15 protein-coding genes are annotated in these 19246 nt (G+C 40.8%); 3 read left to right on the plus strand and 12 right to left on the minus strand.

All coding sequences use genetic code 11. The features are described from left to right. Positions 1-129: 129 nt before the first annotated feature. From B7E05_RS12205 to B7E05_RS12220, 4 genes are all read right to left on the minus strand, one after another. Positions 130-2172, minus strand: coding sequence for a catalase (locus tag B7E05_RS12205; protein WP_080874462.1), 2043 nt, complete (start codon positions 2170-2172; stop codon positions 130-132). 220 nt (positions 2173-2392) lie between these two features. Continuing rightward, positions 2393-2872, minus strand: a complete 480-nt coding sequence (locus tag B7E05_RS12210; protein ID WP_080874463.1) for a metal-dependent hydrolase — start codon at positions 2870-2872, stop codon at positions 2393-2395. A gap of 198 nt (positions 2873-3070) precedes the next feature. Further along, entirely contained in the window at positions 3071-3721 is a 651-nt protein-coding gene (locus tag B7E05_RS12215) for a Vat family streptogramin A O-acetyltransferase (protein WP_080874464.1), read from the minus strand. Positions 3722-3799: 78 nt separating this feature from the next. Next, complete coding sequence (locus B7E05_RS12220; RefSeq protein ID WP_179134532.1) at positions 3800-4642, minus strand: LysR family transcriptional regulator; 843 nt, start codon at positions 4640-4642, stop codon at positions 3800-3802. A gap of 175 nt (positions 4643-4817) precedes the next feature. Between B7E05_RS12220 and B7E05_RS12225 the strand changes: the two genes are divergently transcribed. Beyond that, the gene (locus tag B7E05_RS12225; protein ID WP_080874466.1) at positions 4818-5798 is read left to right on the plus strand and encodes a zinc-binding dehydrogenase; all 981 of its coding nucleotides are present in this window, start codon (positions 4818-4820) and stop codon (positions 5796-5798) included. 138 nt (positions 5799-5936) lie between these two features. After that, positions 5937-7175, plus strand: coding sequence for an aminopeptidase (locus tag B7E05_RS12230; RefSeq protein ID WP_080874467.1), 1239 nt, complete (start codon positions 5937-5939; stop codon positions 7173-7175). Between the two features lie 78 nt (positions 7176-7253). On the opposite strand, the gene B7E05_RS12235 is transcribed toward B7E05_RS12230, so the two are convergent. The 4 genes from B7E05_RS12235 to B7E05_RS12250 all read right to left on the minus strand — a co-directional run bounded on the left by B7E05_RS12235 (position 7254) and on the right by B7E05_RS12250 (position 13577). Continuing rightward, positions 7254-8381 (minus strand): DUF418 domain-containing protein, encoded by a 1128-nt coding sequence (locus B7E05_RS12235; RefSeq protein ID WP_080874468.1) that lies wholly within the window; start codon positions 8379-8381, stop codon positions 7254-7256. A 64-nt stretch (positions 8382-8445) separates the two neighbouring features. Then, complete coding sequence (locus B7E05_RS12240; protein WP_179134533.1) at positions 8446-10134, minus strand: gamma-glutamyltransferase family protein; 1689 nt, start codon at positions 10132-10134, stop codon at positions 8446-8448. A 109-nt stretch (positions 10135-10243) separates the two neighbouring features. Beyond that, positions 10244-11269 carry a WD40/YVTN/BNR-like repeat-containing protein gene (locus tag B7E05_RS12245; RefSeq protein WP_080874470.1) on the minus strand — a complete coding sequence of 342 codons (1026 nt, stop codon included), beginning with the start codon at positions 11267-11269 and terminating at the stop codon, positions 10244-10246. Between the two features lie 1120 nt (positions 11270-12389). Beyond that, a complete protein-coding gene (locus B7E05_RS12250) occupies positions 12390-13577 on the minus strand; it encodes a CynX/NimT family MFS transporter (RefSeq protein WP_080876295.1) in 1188 nt (395 codons plus the stop codon). A gap of 549 nt (positions 13578-14126) precedes the next feature. Here B7E05_RS12250 and B7E05_RS12255 point away from each other — a divergent pair. Further along, positions 14127-15431: an N-acetylmuramoyl-L-alanine amidase family protein gene (locus tag B7E05_RS12255; protein ID WP_179134534.1), complete on the plus strand. Its 1305-nt coding sequence runs from the start codon at positions 14127-14129 to the stop codon at positions 15429-15431. A 142-nt stretch (positions 15432-15573) separates the two neighbouring features. Here B7E05_RS12255 and B7E05_RS12260 read toward each other — a convergent pair whose 3' ends face one another. The 4 genes from B7E05_RS12260 to B7E05_RS12275 form a co-directional block, all read right to left on the minus strand. Beyond that, entirely contained in the window at positions 15574-16347 is a 774-nt protein-coding gene (locus tag B7E05_RS12260; protein ID WP_080874472.1) for a TatD family hydrolase, read from the minus strand. A gap of 21 nt (positions 16348-16368) precedes the next feature. Continuing rightward, positions 16369-17319, minus strand: a complete 951-nt coding sequence (locus B7E05_RS12265) for a threo-3-hydroxy-L-aspartate ammonia-lyase (RefSeq protein WP_080874473.1) — start codon at positions 17317-17319, stop codon at positions 16369-16371. Positions 17320-17407: 88 nt separating this feature from the next. Further along, positions 17408-17788, minus strand: a complete 381-nt coding sequence (locus B7E05_RS12270) for a VOC family protein (RefSeq protein ID WP_080874474.1) — start codon at positions 17786-17788, stop codon at positions 17408-17410. Positions 17789-18037: 249 nt separating this feature from the next. Next, positions 18038-19180 carry a tetratricopeptide repeat protein gene (locus B7E05_RS12275; protein ID WP_080874475.1) on the minus strand — a complete coding sequence of 381 codons (1143 nt, stop codon included), beginning with the start codon at positions 19178-19180 and terminating at the stop codon, positions 18038-18040. Positions 19181-19246 lie beyond the last annotated feature (66 nt).

Genomic DNA, 19246 nt, shown 5'->3' on the forward strand with positions numbered 1-19246 from the left:
ATTTCATATCTCAGACATGATAACGTTTATGACAAATACATATTCCCGCATAAAGCTCTAAAGAAAAACAGCAAATTACGCGCTGTTATCGTAATTTGATGCTTTCTTCCTTCTATACACATATTTCCCTTACATATTATAAAGATAGCTTGGCCGCTCCCAAAAACGCTGCTTTGCCATTGCATCAATAAACTTCTGTCCGAATTGCGCATCTAAATCCATAACTACGCCGGCTTGTCCTTCAATACCCATTTCCTTCAATAAATGAGCACTCTCTTTTCTTGCCCCTATCGGCTTGAAATGATTGTACATATTCATAATAAAGGTACGGGCTTGATGATGAAAATAGTCATCCACTCCGGTGCCGCCGACAAGATACGCACCCTCATAGCTTAAGGGAGATCCTGTCAGGAAGTTTTGGTCGACGTCAAACGTCATTCCCTCGCTGCTCTTTACTTCCCCGAGCTTATTGCTGACAATAACTGGATGCATCCCGGCATCCTTCCATTGCTTCAGCAAAGCGTCCACTTCCTTCCCGGGAAAACCTTCCGCAAGAAAAACAGCAACTTTCAATGTTTTCGCTGTAAAGTGTGTATTCATCAAACTGATAGCCGGCGATGATTTCGTAACCGTTGACTCTTCTACATCTGGTACCGTCACCCCAACATTTTTGGCAACCGCTTCTGCTAGTTCTGTGCTGACCCTCGCCAGGCGATCCACCATCTGCTGACGTACCGGTACATGAAGGCATCTTCCCAGTTCAAAACTGTAAGCTCCAATAATATGCTCCCGTTCCACAGGTGTCATGCTGTTCCAGAAGAGCCTGGCCTGTGAATAGTGGTCTTTGAACGAGTCGGCTGTTTTACGCTGTTTCAATCCTTGAACAGTGGAAGGATACGTAACAAACCCTCCCTTGTCCGGCGAAACTTCGGAAGGTGTATTATCCGCCAATAAGTTTTTATGATAAGAAACTTTGCCGCGGTCAATCACATGACGTGAATTGCCGTCCCGCTGATTGTTAAAAACAGGACAGACTGGCTTGTTGATGGGAAGCTGCTGGTAATTTGCTCCGATTCGCGCCTGCTGGGTATCTGTATACGAAAATAAACGCCCTTGCAGCAGCGGATCATTGGAGTAATCCATCCCCCGGACAATATTCCCCGGATGAAACGCACTTTGTTCTGTTTCTGAAAAAGCATTATCGACCGTTTTATTCAAGGTTACCTTTCCGAGTTTTTGAAGCGGCACTTCCTCTTCCGGCCAAAACTTTGTCGGGTCTAAAATATCAAAATCAAACATAAATTCCTGGTCTTCCCGGATAACTTGTACAGCTAGTTCATATTCCGGATAATTTCCCATTTTGATATTTGTCCAAAGATCTCTGCGATGAAAATCGGCGTCTTCACCAAGCTTCTGTGCTTCATCCCAAATTAATGGATGAACCCCTAGTACAGGCTTCACGTGAAATTTAACAAAATGAGCAACGCCTTCTTTGTTTACAAAACGATACGTATGAACCCCAAAGCCTTCCATGGTACGGAAATTCTTAGGAATAGCCCGGTCCGACATAATCCACATCGCCATATGGGTCGTCTCCGGATTACTCCCCATAAAATCCCAAAACGTATCATGTGCCGTTTGTCCTTGCGGATATTCATTATCAGGTTCTGGCTTGACAGAGTGAATCAAATCAGGAAATTTAATCGCATCCTGGATGAAGAAGATCGGGAAATTGATGGCCACAATATCAAAATTTCCATCATCGGTGTAGAATTTAATCGAAAAACCGCGCACATCACGAACGGTTTCATTACAGCCCCGTGAACCGATTACTTGGGAAAAACGCACAAATAATGGTGTTTTTTTGGAAGGATCCTGTAAGAAATCAGCCATGCTTATATCACTCATTGATTGGTACAATTCAAATTCGCCATAAGCGCCCGTCCCTCGTGCATGTACCACCCGTTCGGGTACTCTCTCCCGGTCAAAATGCGCTATCTTTTCTCTGGAAAGAAAGTCTTCAATCAGCGTTGGTCCGCGATCCCCAGCGGTCAATGAATTTTCATCATCCACAATCTTTTTTCCTTCATTGGAAATCATCTCTTGATCGCGGGTATCTCGAATAGATGATTCCAATTGCTGTTCCTTTTTATTTTTTTCGCGTTCACTCATACAGCTTCATCTCCTAGCGATGGTAATTGCGTTTATTTTTAGCAAATATACTAGAAATATTCAAAGAGATTTTTTCTGTATAAAGTGACGTCTATCTTTCATGTATACCCTGTCACACCTGAATAAAGAAGAATAAAACGTTAATATGTAAAAAAGAGAAATTGCTTTTACACCACATTTCCCTTCTCATTTTCTCTAATATAATATTCACTTCTATTCTCTAAAAAAGCCCAATCATACTGTTTGCATAATAAAGTGTAACCACCGTTAACACCAATAAGAGAATTCCTTCCACTTTACCGCCAGTCCTCGTGGTAACCGGAAAACGAATCGTTATCTTAGCAGGATACAATAACTTAATCCCCTGCTTCGTAGTAGCATCTAATAGAAGGTGTGTAGCCATACCAACTAAGATACCAGTGGTAATCGATGAATTACTGACGAATTTCGATAAAATAAATGCCAGCAAAGCTAAGAATAATAAACTATGTGTAAACGTTCGATGCCCAAAGAGGCTATTGACGATTTTCGAAACTGCTGGAAACCTCCGCCCGATTTTGCTGCCGCTATGACAAATATCCGGAAGCAATCCCCCTGCTGCGCCTGCTGCAATAAACCATTCAGGTTGATAGGCATCTGTGATAGCAACGATGGCTGTCGTTGCTGCGATACCAGCCATGATATGTGTTTTTCCTGTCATGCTCTTTTTCTCCTTCATTCATTTGTAAATTGCATTATCTTATCATAACACCATCCCAAGAAAAAGAACATACGTTTCTTTCAATTTATTTCCTTTTATTCAAAATCACAGCAAAAATAGGTTTATTAAAAGAGATGAGCAACAGATAAAGTGAAACATTCTTCAATGATGGGGGCTTTCTTTCATCGCCTGCATCGTTTAATCATCGTTTTTAGAAATATGCCGAAGCACTTCCATATCATAGCTAAGAATAGCATCTATATTATCGCTCACAACCTGGTTATCAAGATTCCACCATTGGACCTTTAATAGCTCGTTTATTTTTGATTCAGAAAAACGTTTCTTTATTTGCTTAGCCGGATTACCTCCAACAATCATGAAAGGTTCCACATCTTTTGTCACCACTGATTTGGCTCCAATAACCGCTCCATCTCCAATTTTCACACCAGGCATAATGAGCGCATCCAGCCCAATCCATACGTCATTACCAATAACTGTATCTCCTTTTAAAGGCAGCATATCTAAGGAGGGTGTATGTTTTTCCCATCCATTTCCTAAGATATTAAATGGATAAGTGGAACCATCCATGCGATGATTCGCCCCGTTCATCATAAAAGTCACTCCAGGACCGATGGAACAAAATTTCCCGATGATTAGCCGATCTCCTATTATGTCATAATGATAGTGAACTTGGGTTTCAAAATGTTCTCCATTTTTGCTGTCATAGTAAGTGTAATCCCCAACTACGATGTTTGCCTTTGTTAGAGATGGTTTAATAAACTGAACATTTTTATTTCCATCGATTGGATATCTTTTATTTGGGTTCGGTCCTTCCGTTATTCCTGACATAGACACACTTCCTTTTTATAAATTTTTTCAAATACAACCCGCTTTATTTATTACACTCTATGATAATTCAGATACCCGTTATTTAGATACCAAACCTTTATCAATCAACGATAAAAGCTTATCTCTTTTCTCCTCACTTTTACTACAGATAGCAATCGTACGCTCCATACCGTTAACAGGGATAAGATGGACATTTAAATGCTTGATACTTTTAACAAGCAATGCCGGCACAATGGTTATTCCTTCCCCAGCTAATACATACCCGTATAGAAAATCACCAAAAGGAACCTCCCTTGAAATCGTCGGAATCGCACCAACCTGTTTTGCAAAAGCTAAAATCCTGCTTCGAGAGTCGCAGGGACTGGTATGCAAAATAAGCGGAAACTTCACAATATCCTGCCATTCCAGCATCTCTGGCTTCTCTTTTATATATTGCTTTGGCATAACGACATAATAATTCTCCGAAAATAATTCCGCTGTCACTGCCTCCTTTGTTTGAAAAGAAGCATCGATAAAAGCCACATCAATTTGTCCATTCATTATAGATTGGACAAGTGCCTCCGAATGATTTTGAATAAAGATAGAATGATCAGCATCCATAACGTCCGGAAGAAAAGCGGTTGAAATACTCGGTAAACAGCCAATCGTCAGTTTTTCAGATTGCTGCATTCTATTCAGCTGCTCTCTGGTTCTTCTCATTTCCTGCAGCAAAGATAATGCCTGATGATAAAAATATTCCCCTTCCTTTGTCAGTTCAATCCCTTTCGAGCTTCTGGCGAGCAATTTTGTATGTAAATCTGCTTCTAAGCTTCTTACCTGTTTACTTAATGCAGGCTGAGAAATATGTAAACGGCTTGCTGCTTTGGTAATGCTTTTTTCCTCAACAATCGCAATATATGCTTCTAGCCCAGTTTGATTCATTTTCTCACCCCATAACAATTGGTTATGAACTACATAATCAATCCGTATTTCCGCCGTTCCTCTGTTTACTATACAATAAATAAAAGATAAAAGCTTTTTATTCATTTTGTTTTAATTTAAAAAGAATGTTCGTTCCTTTCGCTATTATAACGTATTGGAATAGAAAGGAGAAAAAATGAAAGCAATCATTTATCAAACTCAAACAGGATTATCTTATCAGGAAATAGAAAATAAAAGACCAAAAGCAGGAGAAGTCAAAATCAAGTTAAAATCGGCAGGGTTAAACCGGCGCGATCTATTTGTCATGAATCAGCAACGGTCTCATGAAACATTTTATACCCCGGGCTCGGATGGTGCCGGAATCATTACAGAACTGGGAGAAGGAGTTATGGATTTTGAGTTATATGACGCGGTTATTATTAATCCAAGTCTGGATTGGGATACAGCCAAAAATGTACCAATGACTCCGCGTATTTTAGGCGGTCCATCAAATGGCACCTTTTCCGAATATATTGTAATTCCCTCCCAAAATATCATTAAAAAACCCGTTTATCTTTCCTGGATAGAAGCTGGTATATTATCTCTTTCCGCTCTTACAGCATACCGGGCGCTGTTTACCAAAGGACAACTGCAAACGGGACAGCATCTTCTCATTCCCGGAATTGGAAGCGGCGTAGCAACCTATGCCCTCCTCTTTGCAAAAGCAATCGGAGCAAAGGTGGGCGTCACCTCAAGAGACGAAGAGAAGCTGCGTAAAGCTGGAGATCTCGGAGCGGATTATCTTTTAAAAACAAACAGTGACTGGAAGACTGCAATAAAAAAGGGAAATTTTGATATCATATTAGATAGTATTGGACCAGCTCTCTTCCCGAAATACATTGACGTCTTAAAGCCAGATGGGAATTTGGTTACTTTTGGAGCGAGTTCTGGAGACAGCGTGAACCTTTCTTTACGCTCCCTCTTTTACCCGCAATTGAATATCTTAGGAACTTCTATGGGAAGTAAGGAAGAGTTCGAACAGATGATACAATTTATTACACATCACAACATAAAACCGGTGCTGGACAGTGTTTATCCACTTATCAAAATCGAACAAGCATTGGAGAGAATGAAATCCGGAAACCAATTTGGCAATGTAGGCTTGGAAATGGAATAAAAAAGCTGCGTTTTGATTTTTCATCATGAGGAAATATTCGTCCGGTGTAAACCAAACCGTTCATTCGCTCTTTTTTGTGATTCAGAAATGATTGTGCTACTATGAAAACGAATATCAATTTACAAGGAGGCTTTATACATGGCTTTGGAAAATTTTAATCAATTACTACAAAAATATGCTGAGTTAATCGTTTCTGCTGGTGTCAATGTGCAAGAAGGTCACACCGTTGTTTTATCCATTGATGTCGACCAAGCTCCATTAGCCCGTAAAATAACGAAAGCTGCTTACGAAAAAGGCGCCAAACGCGTTATTGTCAAATGGGGAGACGATAAAGTTTCCAGACTTGGGTTTGAACATCAATCGACAGAAACATTAACAGATATTCCGGACTACCGCATCGAAGAAATGAACTATATCATTGAAGAAGGTGCCACTCGTATCAATGTTGTGTCCAATGATCCCGATGCTTTAAAAGGATTAGACGGTGAAAAAATCGCAGCGGCACAAAAAGCATCCGGCGAAGCCTTCAAACCAATGGCTCAAGCAACTCAATCTAATAAATTTTCCTGGATTGTAACAGCTGCAGCCAGTCCAGAATGGGCAGCGAAAGTTTTTCCTGAATTAGATTCAACGGAAGCACAGACAGATGCTTTATGGGACGCTATTTTCAAAGCAATTCATCTATATGATGACGACGCGGTTCAAACATGGGAAGAAAAAGATCAAACTCTGGAAACGAAAGCAGAATCATTGAATAAAGAACAATTCACAGCCCTGCATTACACTGCTCCGGGTACAGACTTAACGGTCGGCCTTCCAAAAAATCATCGCTGGGAAGGAGCTGGAAGCTTTAATGCACGCGGGGAGCGTTTTATAGCCAATATGCCGACAGAAGAAGTATTTACTGCCCCGGATGCTAACCGGGTCGATGGCGTGGTCGTGTCAACCAAACCATTAAGTTATGCCGGTTCTGTCATCGAAGGGATGGAATTCCATTTTGAAAATGGGAAAGTAACCAAAGTGACCGCTGAAAAAGGCGAAGAAGTTATCCAAAAATTAGTCCAGCAAGACGAAGGAGCCTCCCGCTTAGGCGAAGTTGCTTTAGTTCCGGATGCATCACCAATCTCCCAATCCGGATTGACTTTCTTCAATACGCTATTTGACGAAAATGCTTCCAATCACTTAGCGCTAGGGTCTGCTTATGCGTTTAACTTAGAGGGCGGAACAGAAATGACAGAAGAAGAATTACAAGAAGCAGGTCTGAATCGTTCCACAACACACGTCGATTTCATGATTGGCTCGGATCAAATGAATATTGATGGCATTAAAGAAGATGGCAGCCGTGTTCCTGTCTTCCGAAAAGGTGCTTGGGCTTAATCCAATCAGTCGTAAATAGTCAGTAAAAAATCCAACTATCAGCTTAGTTGGATTTTTTCATTAATATATAGCATGTGTCTATTCCGTTTCCTCTCTCCTCTTTATGGAAACCATTTTTCCATAAGTCCCTATCCTCCAAAGCCATTCAAATGGTCCATAGCGAAATGCTTTTAACCAAAAATGACTGAAAATCATTTGCACTGCGAATAAGATGACACCAATACCAAGAGCGAACGCATAACTTGGTTCCTGCCAAATCCCTAAGTTGATAAAAATCGTTCGTCCACTCGATTGAAATAAGCTCACGAACACAATGGATTGTAAAAGATAATTCGTAAACGCCATCTTACCAACGGAAGTGAACGGGACAAGCAACTTCGACATGCTTGTCTTGCTTGTTCCTAAAAGGACAATGCATAATATCATGCCAATCGTTACAACAAAGGGATAGAAATTTTCTAACGGATGTAACACAATCCTATCATAAAGGCTTATTTTCCCTGCCAAGCCAATCACAAGACAAATAACTGCCAATAACCCCATGGCTGTTCTTCGCTTTTCGATGATTGTAAACAAGCCCTTGCGATACGCATACATACCAAACAGGAAAAAACCGATATGTGCAACCATGGAAGAAAATTCAATAATAAGATATTCTGTTCCTGTTGGCGGCTGTTCGGAATCAGGCAAGAGACCTTTCAAACCATCTTCCAGCGACAAATGGTAGGAGGAAAAGTAACTGATGACATCCGATCCAATTGTGTAAACAATCCAGAAAAGAAAAGCCGTCATAACTAATCCAGCTGCTGACCAATCCATAAACAACAGAAGGACAAATCCTGCCATCCCGTACATGAGCAGTATATCTCCCGACCAAATAGCGTAACCGTGCACAGCACCAACGAGGGTAAGCAAAAATAACCGTCTGAATAACATCGGATAAGGATTGATTTCCTTCGCTTTTAAACGATTATAAAGTAACATGAGACTCAGCCCAAACATGAACGCAAACAATGGCCGGGTACTGTCACTTAATATAATCTCTTCCAGACTTCTTAATACTTCATTAACCGGAGATAAATTTTCCGTATCGACGGAAGACAGACCTGGAACATTGGCTAAAAAGATTCCGAGTAAAACAATGCCCCGCATTTGGTCTAAAATAGCAATTCTTTGATGTTGATCGTTCTGCTTTATTAATGTCATAGAATCCTCTTTAACTCCTTACATTAAAATGGCCACATGCATTTTTTTAATGCTAGATTCTTACTTAATCCCGTGGTTCTACACGCCAATCGGCTTCACGCCGGGAGTCAGCCGCTCCTGATATGTCATCCTTATCCCGATCAATCATCAACGCTTGAATCGAACCGAAATAAAGCGGGGTCGGAGCTTCACGAATCTCACGATAACCGATATCAAGCAACGCTTCTCTCACGTTCGTTTCCGGTGCGCTTTCCATCACAAGGGCGTCATCCGTCAGATGAAAGCGATCCGCTTCAACAACGGCTTCCAAATCCGAATCTTCTTGAACCCAGTCCGCAATCACTTGCGTAAGCATGATCGGAATACGTTCGCCTCCCGGACTGCCGATTCCTAAAACAGGTCCCTCCTCATCCGCAACAATCATCGGGGAAGACCAAGTAACGGAACGCCGTCCAGGTTCCGGTGTATTTTGTTCAGTTTGGCCAATGTCAAACCGGGACATCTGATTATTCAGAAAGAAACCTTCTGCGTACTCACCCGATCCAAAGAAATTGGTCAGCGTATTCGTCATGGAAATGACGGTGCCGTTATCATCAATGACAGTAATATGTGTCGTATTAGGATCCGAATCACCATAAGTCCGCTCTTCGTCCTCAGGAAGCAAGCTGCCACTGGAGATTTCTTCTGCTAAATCGGCATTTTGTTCACGGTCAACCAAAGAGTCAACTGGAACATCCACAAAGGAAGGATCGCCAAAATCCGAATCAACAAATTGTTGGGCAATTCGCCAAGACATCGCAATATCATGCACAAATGGTCTGCTATTCCGTTCTTCATCTAATGTTCCCCGTTCTTCTATCATTTGCAGCATTTGAATGACACTGGCACCAGGAAGCGGCGGCGGAGCACCAGTCACCTCATATCCGGCAAATTCTCCAGTCACCGGATCATGCCGACCAACATCGAAGTCCGCAAGCGAGTCTCTATCCAGCCCTTCAATCGCCGCTAAGTTCTCTCCGGTATTCCCTTCATAAAAGGACGTTCCATCACTATCCCGAATATCACGCAATGTTTCGGCCAATGCCGATTGTTCTAACGTAGCGCCTGCTTCAATCGCTGTACCCTCCGGATAAAAATGCTCCAGCTGCTCGACCGGCAAGCGGTCCTCAGCAGATTGAAGCTGCTGCGCTAAGGTTTCAGATACCTCCGAACTTTCTGCTAAATCAATCGCCGGGTTCATCACCGTTTGCCAGTCAGCACTCCCATAGTCGTCATGTAATTCCTTTGTCCCAGCTACAAACCCTGGCACACCAATATCTGATGAAGGAATGCCGTCTTCAGGGACGACTTCACGATAATCATATGCCTCGGGATCTTGACCCTGCTCTTGAACCAGGGTTACCCCGCCGCCTCCGATTCCTGAAGCAAAAGGCTCGACTACAGAAATGGCATACGCAGTTGCAATGGCTGCATCCACAGCATTACCTCCATTTTCCAAAACGGTCATTCCAGCTTCTACAGCATCTGGGTGCCCTGCGCTGACACCGTAAGCCTCTGGCACGTCCGGATCATTCTCTGTCTCTTCTTCCTCGTTTGGCGGGCTTATCGTTTCCCTTTTATCTTCAGATGGATTGGACGCAGGATCCTCTCCATTCTCTTTCTCGGAGACACATCCGCTAAGCGCAAGCAATACCGTTGTCGTAAAAGTTAAAAGCAAGCCAGTTTGGCAATTGTTACGCCTCTTTGTGTGCATGAATTCAACTCCTTCTATAACGTCATTAATATATTCGAAATATAATGTAGCTAACATAACTGTAGGAGACAATAAAATTTTAATTTATAGATGTGACCTCTATTGTGTTTTAATCCGGGGAGGCAATCATGACAAATCCATGAATTCTTTTTGTTTTCAAGTAATCTGGCCATTCCAGCGGTACCCTTTCCCAGGTTTGCCCGGCATCATAAGAAAGGTAAAAACCAAGATTATTCACAGCGTAAAAAGCCCCTGATTCCGATGGATGGGAAGTTAAAGCAAAGACAGAGGAACCTTCCGCACCAGGTAAGCCATTTTCTACAGGCGACCAGGAAGCCCCATCTTCCCGTCGTACCAAAATCGTACGTGCGTGCGCCGGATCATAAGCTTCATAAGGACTTTGCGCTGCGGCAGCAACCATTGTATCAGCATTCCCTGCGTCTACAGCGATATGAACTAAATAGTTATAAGGTGCAAGGCCCTCATTCACTGTCTGCCAAGTGTTACCGGCATCAAAGCTTTCTGCATAACCGCCGCCTGCAGCTTCATATATTCGCCCTGGAGCTTGAGCATGTGTTGTTAAAGTATGACAATCATATTGTGAATGAGGTTTTCGATCTTCCCAACTTGCTCCTTTATCTTCACTTTTCATCACGCCGCCAAGTTCAATGCCGACAAATATACGGTTCTCATCATGGATATCCGGTTCAATCCAACGTACGTGATGTGTGTATGGACGAGGCGGAAAACTCCAAGCAGATTTGGAAGGTAAATCTAATAGACCTGGACAATCAGTCCAAGTTTTACCCCCATCTTCGGAACGAAATAGTCCGCTCGGTTCTGTACCTGCCCAAACAACATGATATCCATTTTTCACCTCTGTTGGACTGACCGCCACACTCATTACTCTGTTATGTGATATCCCTGATCCAGCTGCTGTCCATGTCTTGCCACAATCATTACTTATCCATAAACCTTCGTTAAAGGTCCCTCCATACAGCCGTCCTTTCTGGCTAGGGTCTGCTGCAAGACATAAAAATGGTGCTGGTGTTCGTCTTTCTTCCATTACCCATTCCTGCTCCTCTTTTTTTATTTCATAAACAGAACTTCCCGCTGTAAAATATAAAACTTCCATGCTACTCACCACCTTGATTATTTTGAAATCCATCTTTCTATTTCAGGGTCATCTTAAGAAATACATCTAATTCATTTAGTGTACTTGTAAGTAAAAACAACCCTTTTACAACAAGAAAAGCTAAGAAAATATCGAGAAACAATGAAAAAAGCCTTTATAGTTAGCTTTATTCACTGTAAACCTAACTCGTAAACGTCCGAAATTGACTTTTTATCACGGAGAAACGCCCGTAAAACCTTCGCCTTCAAATAAAGTATGGAAAATAAATGTAGTAATCTGTCTTCATCCGTTTACATGCCAACATCATCTTTCCAGTCATTCAAGTTATCGTTAGAGTATCATAAGTCATTCTACAGTCAAAAAGATTTTGTCAAAAATTTTTAAACAATCATTTTTTAATCAAAATATGATGAGTCTTATTCCCATACAAAAAAGGCCTTATCATGGATAAGACCCTTTGGAGACAATGTCATATGTTATTGCTTGAATTGTGGATGCTGGAATATACACAAGCCTCCTTCCTCTATGTCGGCTGGATTAATTTTCTTTAAAAAAGCTTTCCGGCAATGACTTTCGGGTCATTTAACAACAGTGTATTGACATATTGTCCAAATGTAACATCTCCCAATGATATATTTATTAATCTAACAATTTATCATACTGTTTTCATGTGACTGGCTATTCTTGCTTGTCTTCTGTTATTTGTTAGATAGTTTTTTAAAGCATTTCATAAATCTTAACACATTATGTTAGAGTTGAATAAAGCATGGTGAAACGAACAAGTTTTCTAATCTTTTTACTTAAGGCTTCCTTTTATGCGTTCTTTTAGACATTGCTTCTTTTTCTATCTGAAAAAGACGTTTAAAAAAGCATTCAAAGTCTTAGGGCAATCTTAGCGGATGACTTTTCATTGAAAGCCTAGTAAAGTAAAAATCCTCTTTGTCTTCAAATAGAACAAAGAGGGATTTTTTAGCATCATGATTAGATTATTAAATTTGTATCTCCGGAAGCCCTTTACATGACTACATACAGAATTCCCTTGCCTTTTCCATCACTCAGGATAAATACATTCCGTATCTGGAAAACAGCTTTCAACTGCATTCCGGACAGAACGAAACACTTACACGTATCTATTTCTGCCAGCGCCCAATCCTGCCAGTGTCATCAGTAAACAAATAACCACGATAGCAATCAGGGACGCATTCCATGCATGCGTTATATCAAACAGCAGCCCTATAAACAATGGTCCAACTGCGGCAAAAATATAACCGATGGATTGTGCCATCCCGGAAAGCGAGCTTGCTTGTTCAGCATTTCGCGCACGCATCCCCAGCATCGCAAGGGATAAGCTGATAGCGCCTCCGAAAGTAACACCAATCAGTGTTACCCAAACGAAAATGAGCGGCAGCGGCCCTCCGATTAATAGACCGGCAAAACCAATCGTAGCACCACCGCCAATTCCTAATACGATACCTTGCTGGTTGGAGAATTTTTCTGCCAACACCGGTGCCAAAAAAGTAGACGGCAATCCAACAAACTGCACATAGGCTACTAGCCAGCCTGCTGCTGATACGGAAAAGCCAAAACTTTGCATTATTTCCGGTAGCCACGATACGATTACATAAAATATAAATGATTGCAAACCCATAAACAAAGTAACCTGCCAAGCTAGTGGCGATTTCCACAAATTACCGTCATTAAAAGATCGGTTACTTAACGCTATCTGTTCTTCTTTCGGCGTGGAATCCTGTCTAAGAACAAAAACCCAAACAATAATTCCTACTACAGCCAGCACAGCCCAAGATAATAAAGCTAACTCCCAGCCCAAACCTGCATTTTTTGCAAGCGGGACAGAAAGCCCGGAAGCGGTAGCTGCAAATATTGCCATCGATGTCGAATACACACTGGTCATTTGGCCAACTTTATGCGGGAACTTCTCTTTAATTACTGCCGGCAACAGGACATTCATAATGGCAATACCAACACCAATAATAGCTGTCCCAATAAACAAAGGCGGTGTATAAGGAACAGAGCGCATTCCAATGCCAACGAACAGCAGTATCAGTCCCAGCATGACAGCTTGATCATTTCCCAGCCGCCGTCCAATTCTCGGAGCAAGCGGTGATATCACAGCAAATGCAATCAGCGGCAGACTGGTAATTGTCCCCGCACTCCAATTCTCCAGACCAATCTGATCCCGTATCGTCCCTAATAACGGTCCAACAGAAGTAATTGCTGGTCTCAGATTAAAACCAATAACCATGATGGCAATCAAATATAGCATTCTCTTATTCGAAGATGCTTCCATAACGCCACTGTTTTTTGCTCTCACTCTTTTTTTCTCCATCTACATACCTTCTTTTTATCTTCTTTTCGATTTCTCGTATCTTGAAAGGCAATACAGAAACATTTTTCATAATACAATATATGTTATGGGAAGGTGCGGAACGTTGTCAAGATGCTCATAATTTCAACGAAGAAATATATTATATGATTTTTTAGCATATTTCATGCATCGATTTATCACGGAAAATCGCCTTTAAAACTCCCACTGAATGAAGTTTCGTTTGATACCATTTCATCATCAGCTTCTCCGAATCGTATGTACCCTCCCACAAAATATATTTCATAAGTCAATCATTTCCTATTTTATTAATCGTTACCTACGTTTATGGTATCAAAGTTTATCGTATTTCTTCCAGTCTATCACATTCTTTCAACTTTAAAATATAGAATTCAATGAAATTATTACAAATTATCTGAAACTCCCACTCTTTTCTTTCAAAAAATGTATATCTATGAAACTTATTGGACAACCTGTCAATATAACAAACTATTAATTGGAGGTATTTCCAAGATGAAGTACAACTTAATGATAGGCATTGCTTTTTTCGTTTGCCTATTCATTTTTTTACCAACAGTTCATGCAGACGACGGGAAGATGTACCAAGTTCATGCTGAAACAATAGAATTCATGGATGCTCCCTCTGAGGATGCAACCATTCTAGGTGAATTAAAAAAAGACTATAAAGTTACTATTTTTGAAGAATCCAATGGCTGGGGGAAAACATTTTATAACGGTGAACAGGCCTGGATCGCGTTACATCACCTTTCCGCAGTGGATGATATACAGACAGAGCCAGAAAACGAGGAATCAGATACAGAAGATACAGAAGATACAGAAAATCAACAAATTGAAACGGAAACTGCTGCAGAAATAAATACAACGTCTGCGGAATCTAGCACAAACGGAGTATTGTACCGTGTTCAAGCATCCGCAGTAAATGCACGTTATGCACCTGATAAGAATGCAGCAGTCGTTACACAGTTAAATCATGGAGAAAAAGTTACTATTTTTGAAGAATCATACGGTTGGGGAAAAACGTATTATCATGATGAAGAAGTATGGATTGCTCTATATTTACTTGATAAAGATAACGAATCGACCATCAGCGATGATGTATCAGAAGAAAATGAAACAATAGAGTCGTCGGAAACAGCAGAAGAAAATCAAAATGAAGCATCAGAAGCTGATACGGAACAAAAAGAGGATGAAACGGAAAACGAAGAGACTGAATCAAAAGAGGACAAGCCAGAAGTTCAAGCGGAACAAAGCTCGGAACATCCGCTTGCAGACCGTCACTTTGTGATTGATCCTGGTCATGGCGGGAAAGATCCTGGCGCAGTAGGGTCAGAGGTATATGAAAAAACATTAGCGCTGACCACAGCTAAAAAATTAGGAGATCAATTACGTCAACAAGGGGCTTCCGTTACCTTTACCAGAGAAGATGATACGTATCTTTCATTGGAGGAACGGGCCAATATTAGTAATGCAGCAGATACGGACGCATTTATCAGCTTGCACTATAATGCTTCGGAAGATCCAGCTGCGAGCGGGGTAGAAACCTTTTACAAAAATGAAAGTGAAAGCCAAATGCTTGCGCAATCTGTACAAACATCGCTGATGAATCATGTTGATCTCCATGATCGCGGGGCGCAACAGGCCGATTTCCAAGTGTTGAAGGATAATCAGCAAACTGCTATCTTAATTGAGCTTGGTTTCATCAGCAATGCAGAGGAACAGCAGGTGATTCAAACGGATCACTATCAAGAAAATGCAACAAAAGGTATTGTGGCAGGTTTGGAAACGTATTTTAATTAAATAACATCTCATGATAAGGCAAAAGTATCTTTCTATTGCACTTTTGCCTTATTTGTCACCCTCTTATACGCTTCCTGTTATCTAAAATAAGGAACCAACGAGAGAGCCTTTCAGAGATAGTTTCTCCAATCCAGCGCTGGCGCTATTTATGAAACCGTTCCAATCGATAGAAATGATACGTATTGTCTGTTATTTGCTGTCGAACGTTGTCAAAAGGCAGCTGTTTTACTTCAGCTATTTTCTTCATGACATCGATAATCCTATCCGGATGGGTCATTTGATTCTGAAAAGGTCCTTGAAACGGCCATGGTCCATCTGTTTCTGCCATCATAAGTTCTAATGGGTATTGTTTGATTAAAGACTGAATCTCCTCTTCATACCAGCAATCCGGCGTTATAGAAATCATATATTGATTAGCTATCATCCGTTTTATTGTTGCCTGGTCCCCTTTAAACCAATGGAAATGTGCCCGTTTTATCTGATATTTTTCAAGCATATCACAGACAATAGAAGCATCTTCATAAACCGCGTGTAAAATAATCGGTAAATCATACTTTTTTGCAACTTGTATAAAACGTTCCAAAATCGCGTGATAAGGTGTAACATCAAGAGAAGAAGCGTCTTTACGTTTAGCATAATAAGGTACACCGACTTCCCCCACACCAACAATATCTGTTGATCTTTGTTCGATTGCTTGTATGATTTGGCTGATTTCTTGCGAAGAAGGCAGCGCCTGTTCCGGATGCCAACCAAAAGCGGGATAAACAAACGGATACCTCTCGGCCAATTGCCATACTGTTTGGCAGCTCTCAAAATTGCTCGCTACAGCTATCATTCCATCTATTTTGCGTGCATGAATGACCTGTTGTAATTCATTCGGCTGATACCAATCCAGATGAATATGAGCATCAATCATCAAACACACCCCCTGCTCCTATTAAACGATGATATCCTTGAATAAATCACCAGCTTTCCTGACATCCACATTTCCTCCGCTTAATACCACGCCAACTCTTTTGCCTTTAACAGAAAGCTTCCGATACGCTGCTAAAGCAACCGCTCCAGATGGTTCGACTACAATCTTCAACCGCGTCCAAAGAAGGTACATAGCCGTCTTGATTTCCTCCTCAGAAACAGTTATAAAATCATCTACATGCTCCTTAATAAATGGAAAAGTAATTTTTCCTAATGAAGGGGTATTTAAACCATCCGCAACAGAGTTTGGTGTTTTTATCGTCTGTAATTCACCTGTTTTAAACGACTTCGCTGCATCATCTGATAACGCCGGTTCCACCCCAATCACCTTACATTCAGGCAAGAGGTGTTTGGCGGCAACAGCACATCCGCTTATCAGCCCGCCTCCCCCGCAGGGAACCAGGAGATAATCAAGCTTTCCCACTTCTTCTATGAACTCTTGTGCAACGGTACCTTGTCCAGCTATAATGGACTCCGCATCGAAAGGCGGAATTAACGTATAACCGTATTTATCGATTAGCTCTTGTGCAATTTCCTCCCGAGATTCTGTGGAGCGGTTATATTTAATAATTGTCGCACCGTAGTCCTCCACAGCATCAGTTTTAACCCGTGGAGCATCCTCAGGCATAACTACGGTCGCCGGAATAGCAAGTATTTTACAAGTTAAAGCCGTAGCCATTGCATGATTTCCGGATGAATAGGCGATTACTCCCTTCCTTCTGGCTTCTTGCGAAAGAGAGCTGACCGTATTATAGGCGCCACGAAATTTAAACGCCCCCATACGTTGGAAGTTTTCACACTTTAGAAAAATAGAATTTCCGGTTAATTCATTTAAAAGCGTTGAAGTCAGCACTGGCGTTTTATGTGCAATGCCGTCTAAACGGTTTGCTGCTTCTGTTATTTTTTCATACATTTTGATTTCTCCTTTTTTACGCGGATGGTAACGCTTTCTGTTTTTTCGAAAACTACTTTCGAACTTTACTTGTTTTATAGGGCAATCTTTATACCGTTAATTCTAAATAATTGCCTTCCGGATCTTCAATAACACTTTCATAATAGCCATCTCCCGTAACGCGGGGACCATTTACTAAATGAAAACCAGTCTTTTTTAATGTATCTGTCATTTGATTCACTTGTTCTTGACTCCCTAAGGAAATGGCAATATGAGCCCAACCGGTTCTCTTTTTTGAATCTGGTTGATCCACCCCTGATTGACGCATGATTTCTAAACGTGTTGTTCCATCAAATGTGAGAAAATAAGACTCAAATGCTTTGTCTTTATTATGATACTTGGCACTTGCACTTCCATTGAAATACGTTTCGTAAAAATGTTTCATCGCTTCTAAATCTTTGACCCAGATTGCCACGTGCTCGATTTTCATTTCGCTTCCCTCCATTCAAATAGCAGGACACATCAACATCAATTGGTTATCCGTATTTTAGTAATATATTCTATTAAAACGTATTATATCATTTATTTCCATTATCATAAAATTCGGTTCTTTTTCAATATTGGATAATATATCCCGTTTGAATGTCGGGAGGCAAAGATAATGAATCACCTGCTGCCAATCAATGAAAAAGCAAAAAGGCTTGATACATGTAAAATCAAACCTTTTTGCTTATCTCTCCTATAGTTCATTAAATGAATTATCATATGATTCAACGAGTTCTATAAATCTTTCATTATCTAAAATATCTTCAAACAATGGATCTGTGACGGCATATTCAATCAAGTCCGGATCTACCTCTAAGACTTCTTCCAACTTATCCAGCCCTTCATCGATCTCCCCCCGCTGGATGTCGATAAAAGCTAGACCGTAATAAGCAACCCCTTTATCTAATGGGTGTTCTTCCAGCATGTCTTCATAAAGCTCCTCTGCTTCATCCAACTGGTCATTTTTTGCAAGCAGAATTCCTTTATAGTCCAGGTTGTATATGATATTGGCTTCATCATCCATTTCTAATACAATGTCAGCATATTGCAAAGCTTCCTCATAGTCTTCTGTCAGTTCATAAGCATATACAAGCATATCAAGTGCATCGACATCTTCTGGATGCTGTTGCAAAAACTTTTCTAGATAAACAATGCTTTCTTCTGTTTCCTCTAAATAAAGCAGACTGACTCCCATACCATACAAAGCAAAATCCACATCCGGTTCAATTTCCAATGCCTCTTCAAAATAAGGTATGGCTTCTTCATCTCTATCCAGCATAGAAAGCGCATTCCCCATCGCAATATATTGTTCCGGTGTATTTGAGTTTAAATCAATCGCTGTTTGTGCTGCATCCATCGCCTCTTCAAATTCACCTAAATCAGACAGTGCATAAGACAAGTTATTATAGGCAGACTCCATCGTTTCATCAAGCTCAATTGCTGTTTCTAAAGCCTCTTTCGCTTCTTCTGGTCTTCCAAGTTCCACGAGAACATAGCCTTTATCATTATAAAGAAAGGCTTCTTCCGGATATTCTTCCAAAGATTCCTCGATTAAATCCAGCGCTTCATCATAATTTTCATTTGCATATAATGGCCGGAGTTTTACCGATAATAAATATGTACTGGTATTTGAACCGGAAGCAAGCTGTTCTTCTTCATCGGCATTTGTTTCGTTACCTGATGCTTCTTCCTCCGTATCCAATGATTCCGTATCCGCACTTTCTTCAGAAGATTCAGATGAGGAAGGTTCAGATGCACTCGTATCTTCTGAAGTACTGCTGCATCCAGCAATGAATAAGCATAATGAGATAAAAATGAGTATTCGTGGTTTTTCCATCTTATCCTCCTTTATTTAACAAATAATTCTTTCAAATAACATAATTCATTATAATACAAATGGAAT

Source organism: Oceanobacillus timonensis (assembly GCF_900166635.1).
GTDB classification, from domain to species: Bacteria; Bacillota; Bacilli; order Bacillales; family Amphibacillaceae; genus Oceanobacillus; species Oceanobacillus timonensis.

What these genes read in the sequence shown, in the direction of transcription:
- B7E05_RS12205 (WP_080874462.1), bottom strand. Translation starts at nt 2,172, where the DNA reads ATGAGTGAACGCGAAAAAAATAAAAAGGAACAGCAATTGGAATCATCT.
- B7E05_RS12210 (WP_080874463.1), bottom strand. Translation starts at nt 2,872, where the DNA reads ATGACAGGAAAAACACATATCATGGCTGGTATCGCAGCAACGACAGCC.
- B7E05_RS12215 (WP_080874464.1), bottom strand. Translation starts at nt 3,721, where the DNA reads ATGTCAGGAATAACGGAAGGACCGAACCCAAATAAAAGATATCCAATC.
- B7E05_RS12220 (WP_179134532.1), bottom strand. Translation starts at nt 4,642, where the DNA reads ATGAATCAAACTGGGCTAGAAGCATATATTGCGATTGTTGAGGAAAAA.
- B7E05_RS12225 (WP_080874466.1), top strand. Translation starts at nt 4,818, where the DNA reads ATGAAAGCAATCATTTATCAAACTCAAACAGGATTATCTTATCAGGAA.
- B7E05_RS12230 (WP_080874467.1), top strand. Translation starts at nt 5,937, where the DNA reads ATGGCTTTGGAAAATTTTAATCAATTACTACAAAAATATGCTGAGTTA.
- B7E05_RS12235 (WP_080874468.1), bottom strand. Translation starts at nt 8,381, where the DNA reads ATGACATTAATAAAGCAGAACGATCAACATCAAAGAATTGCTATTTTA.
- B7E05_RS12240 (WP_179134533.1), bottom strand. Translation starts at nt 10,134, where the DNA reads ATGCACACAAAGAGGCGTAACAATTGCCAAACTGGCTTGCTTTTAACT.
- B7E05_RS12245 (WP_080874470.1), bottom strand. Translation starts at nt 11,269, where the DNA reads ATGGAAGTTTTATATTTTACAGCGGGAAGTTCTGTTTATGAAATAAAA.
- B7E05_RS12250 (WP_080876295.1), bottom strand. Translation starts at nt 13,577, where the DNA reads ATGGAAGCATCTTCGAATAAGAGAATGCTATATTTGATTGCCATCATG.
- B7E05_RS12255 (WP_179134534.1), top strand. Translation starts at nt 14,127, where the DNA reads ATGAAGTACAACTTAATGATAGGCATTGCTTTTTTCGTTTGCCTATTC.
- B7E05_RS12260 (WP_080874472.1), bottom strand. Translation starts at nt 16,347, where the DNA reads ATGATTGATGCTCATATTCATCTGGATTGGTATCAGCCGAATGAATTA.
- B7E05_RS12265 (WP_080874473.1), bottom strand. Translation starts at nt 17,319, where the DNA reads ATGTATGAAAAAATAACAGAAGCAGCAAACCGTTTAGACGGCATTGCA.
- B7E05_RS12270 (WP_080874474.1), bottom strand. Translation starts at nt 17,788, where the DNA reads ATGAAAATCGAGCACGTGGCAATCTGGGTCAAAGATTTAGAAGCGATG.
- B7E05_RS12275 (WP_080874475.1), bottom strand. Translation starts at nt 19,180, where the DNA reads ATGGAAAAACCACGAATACTCATTTTTATCTCATTATGCTTATTCATT.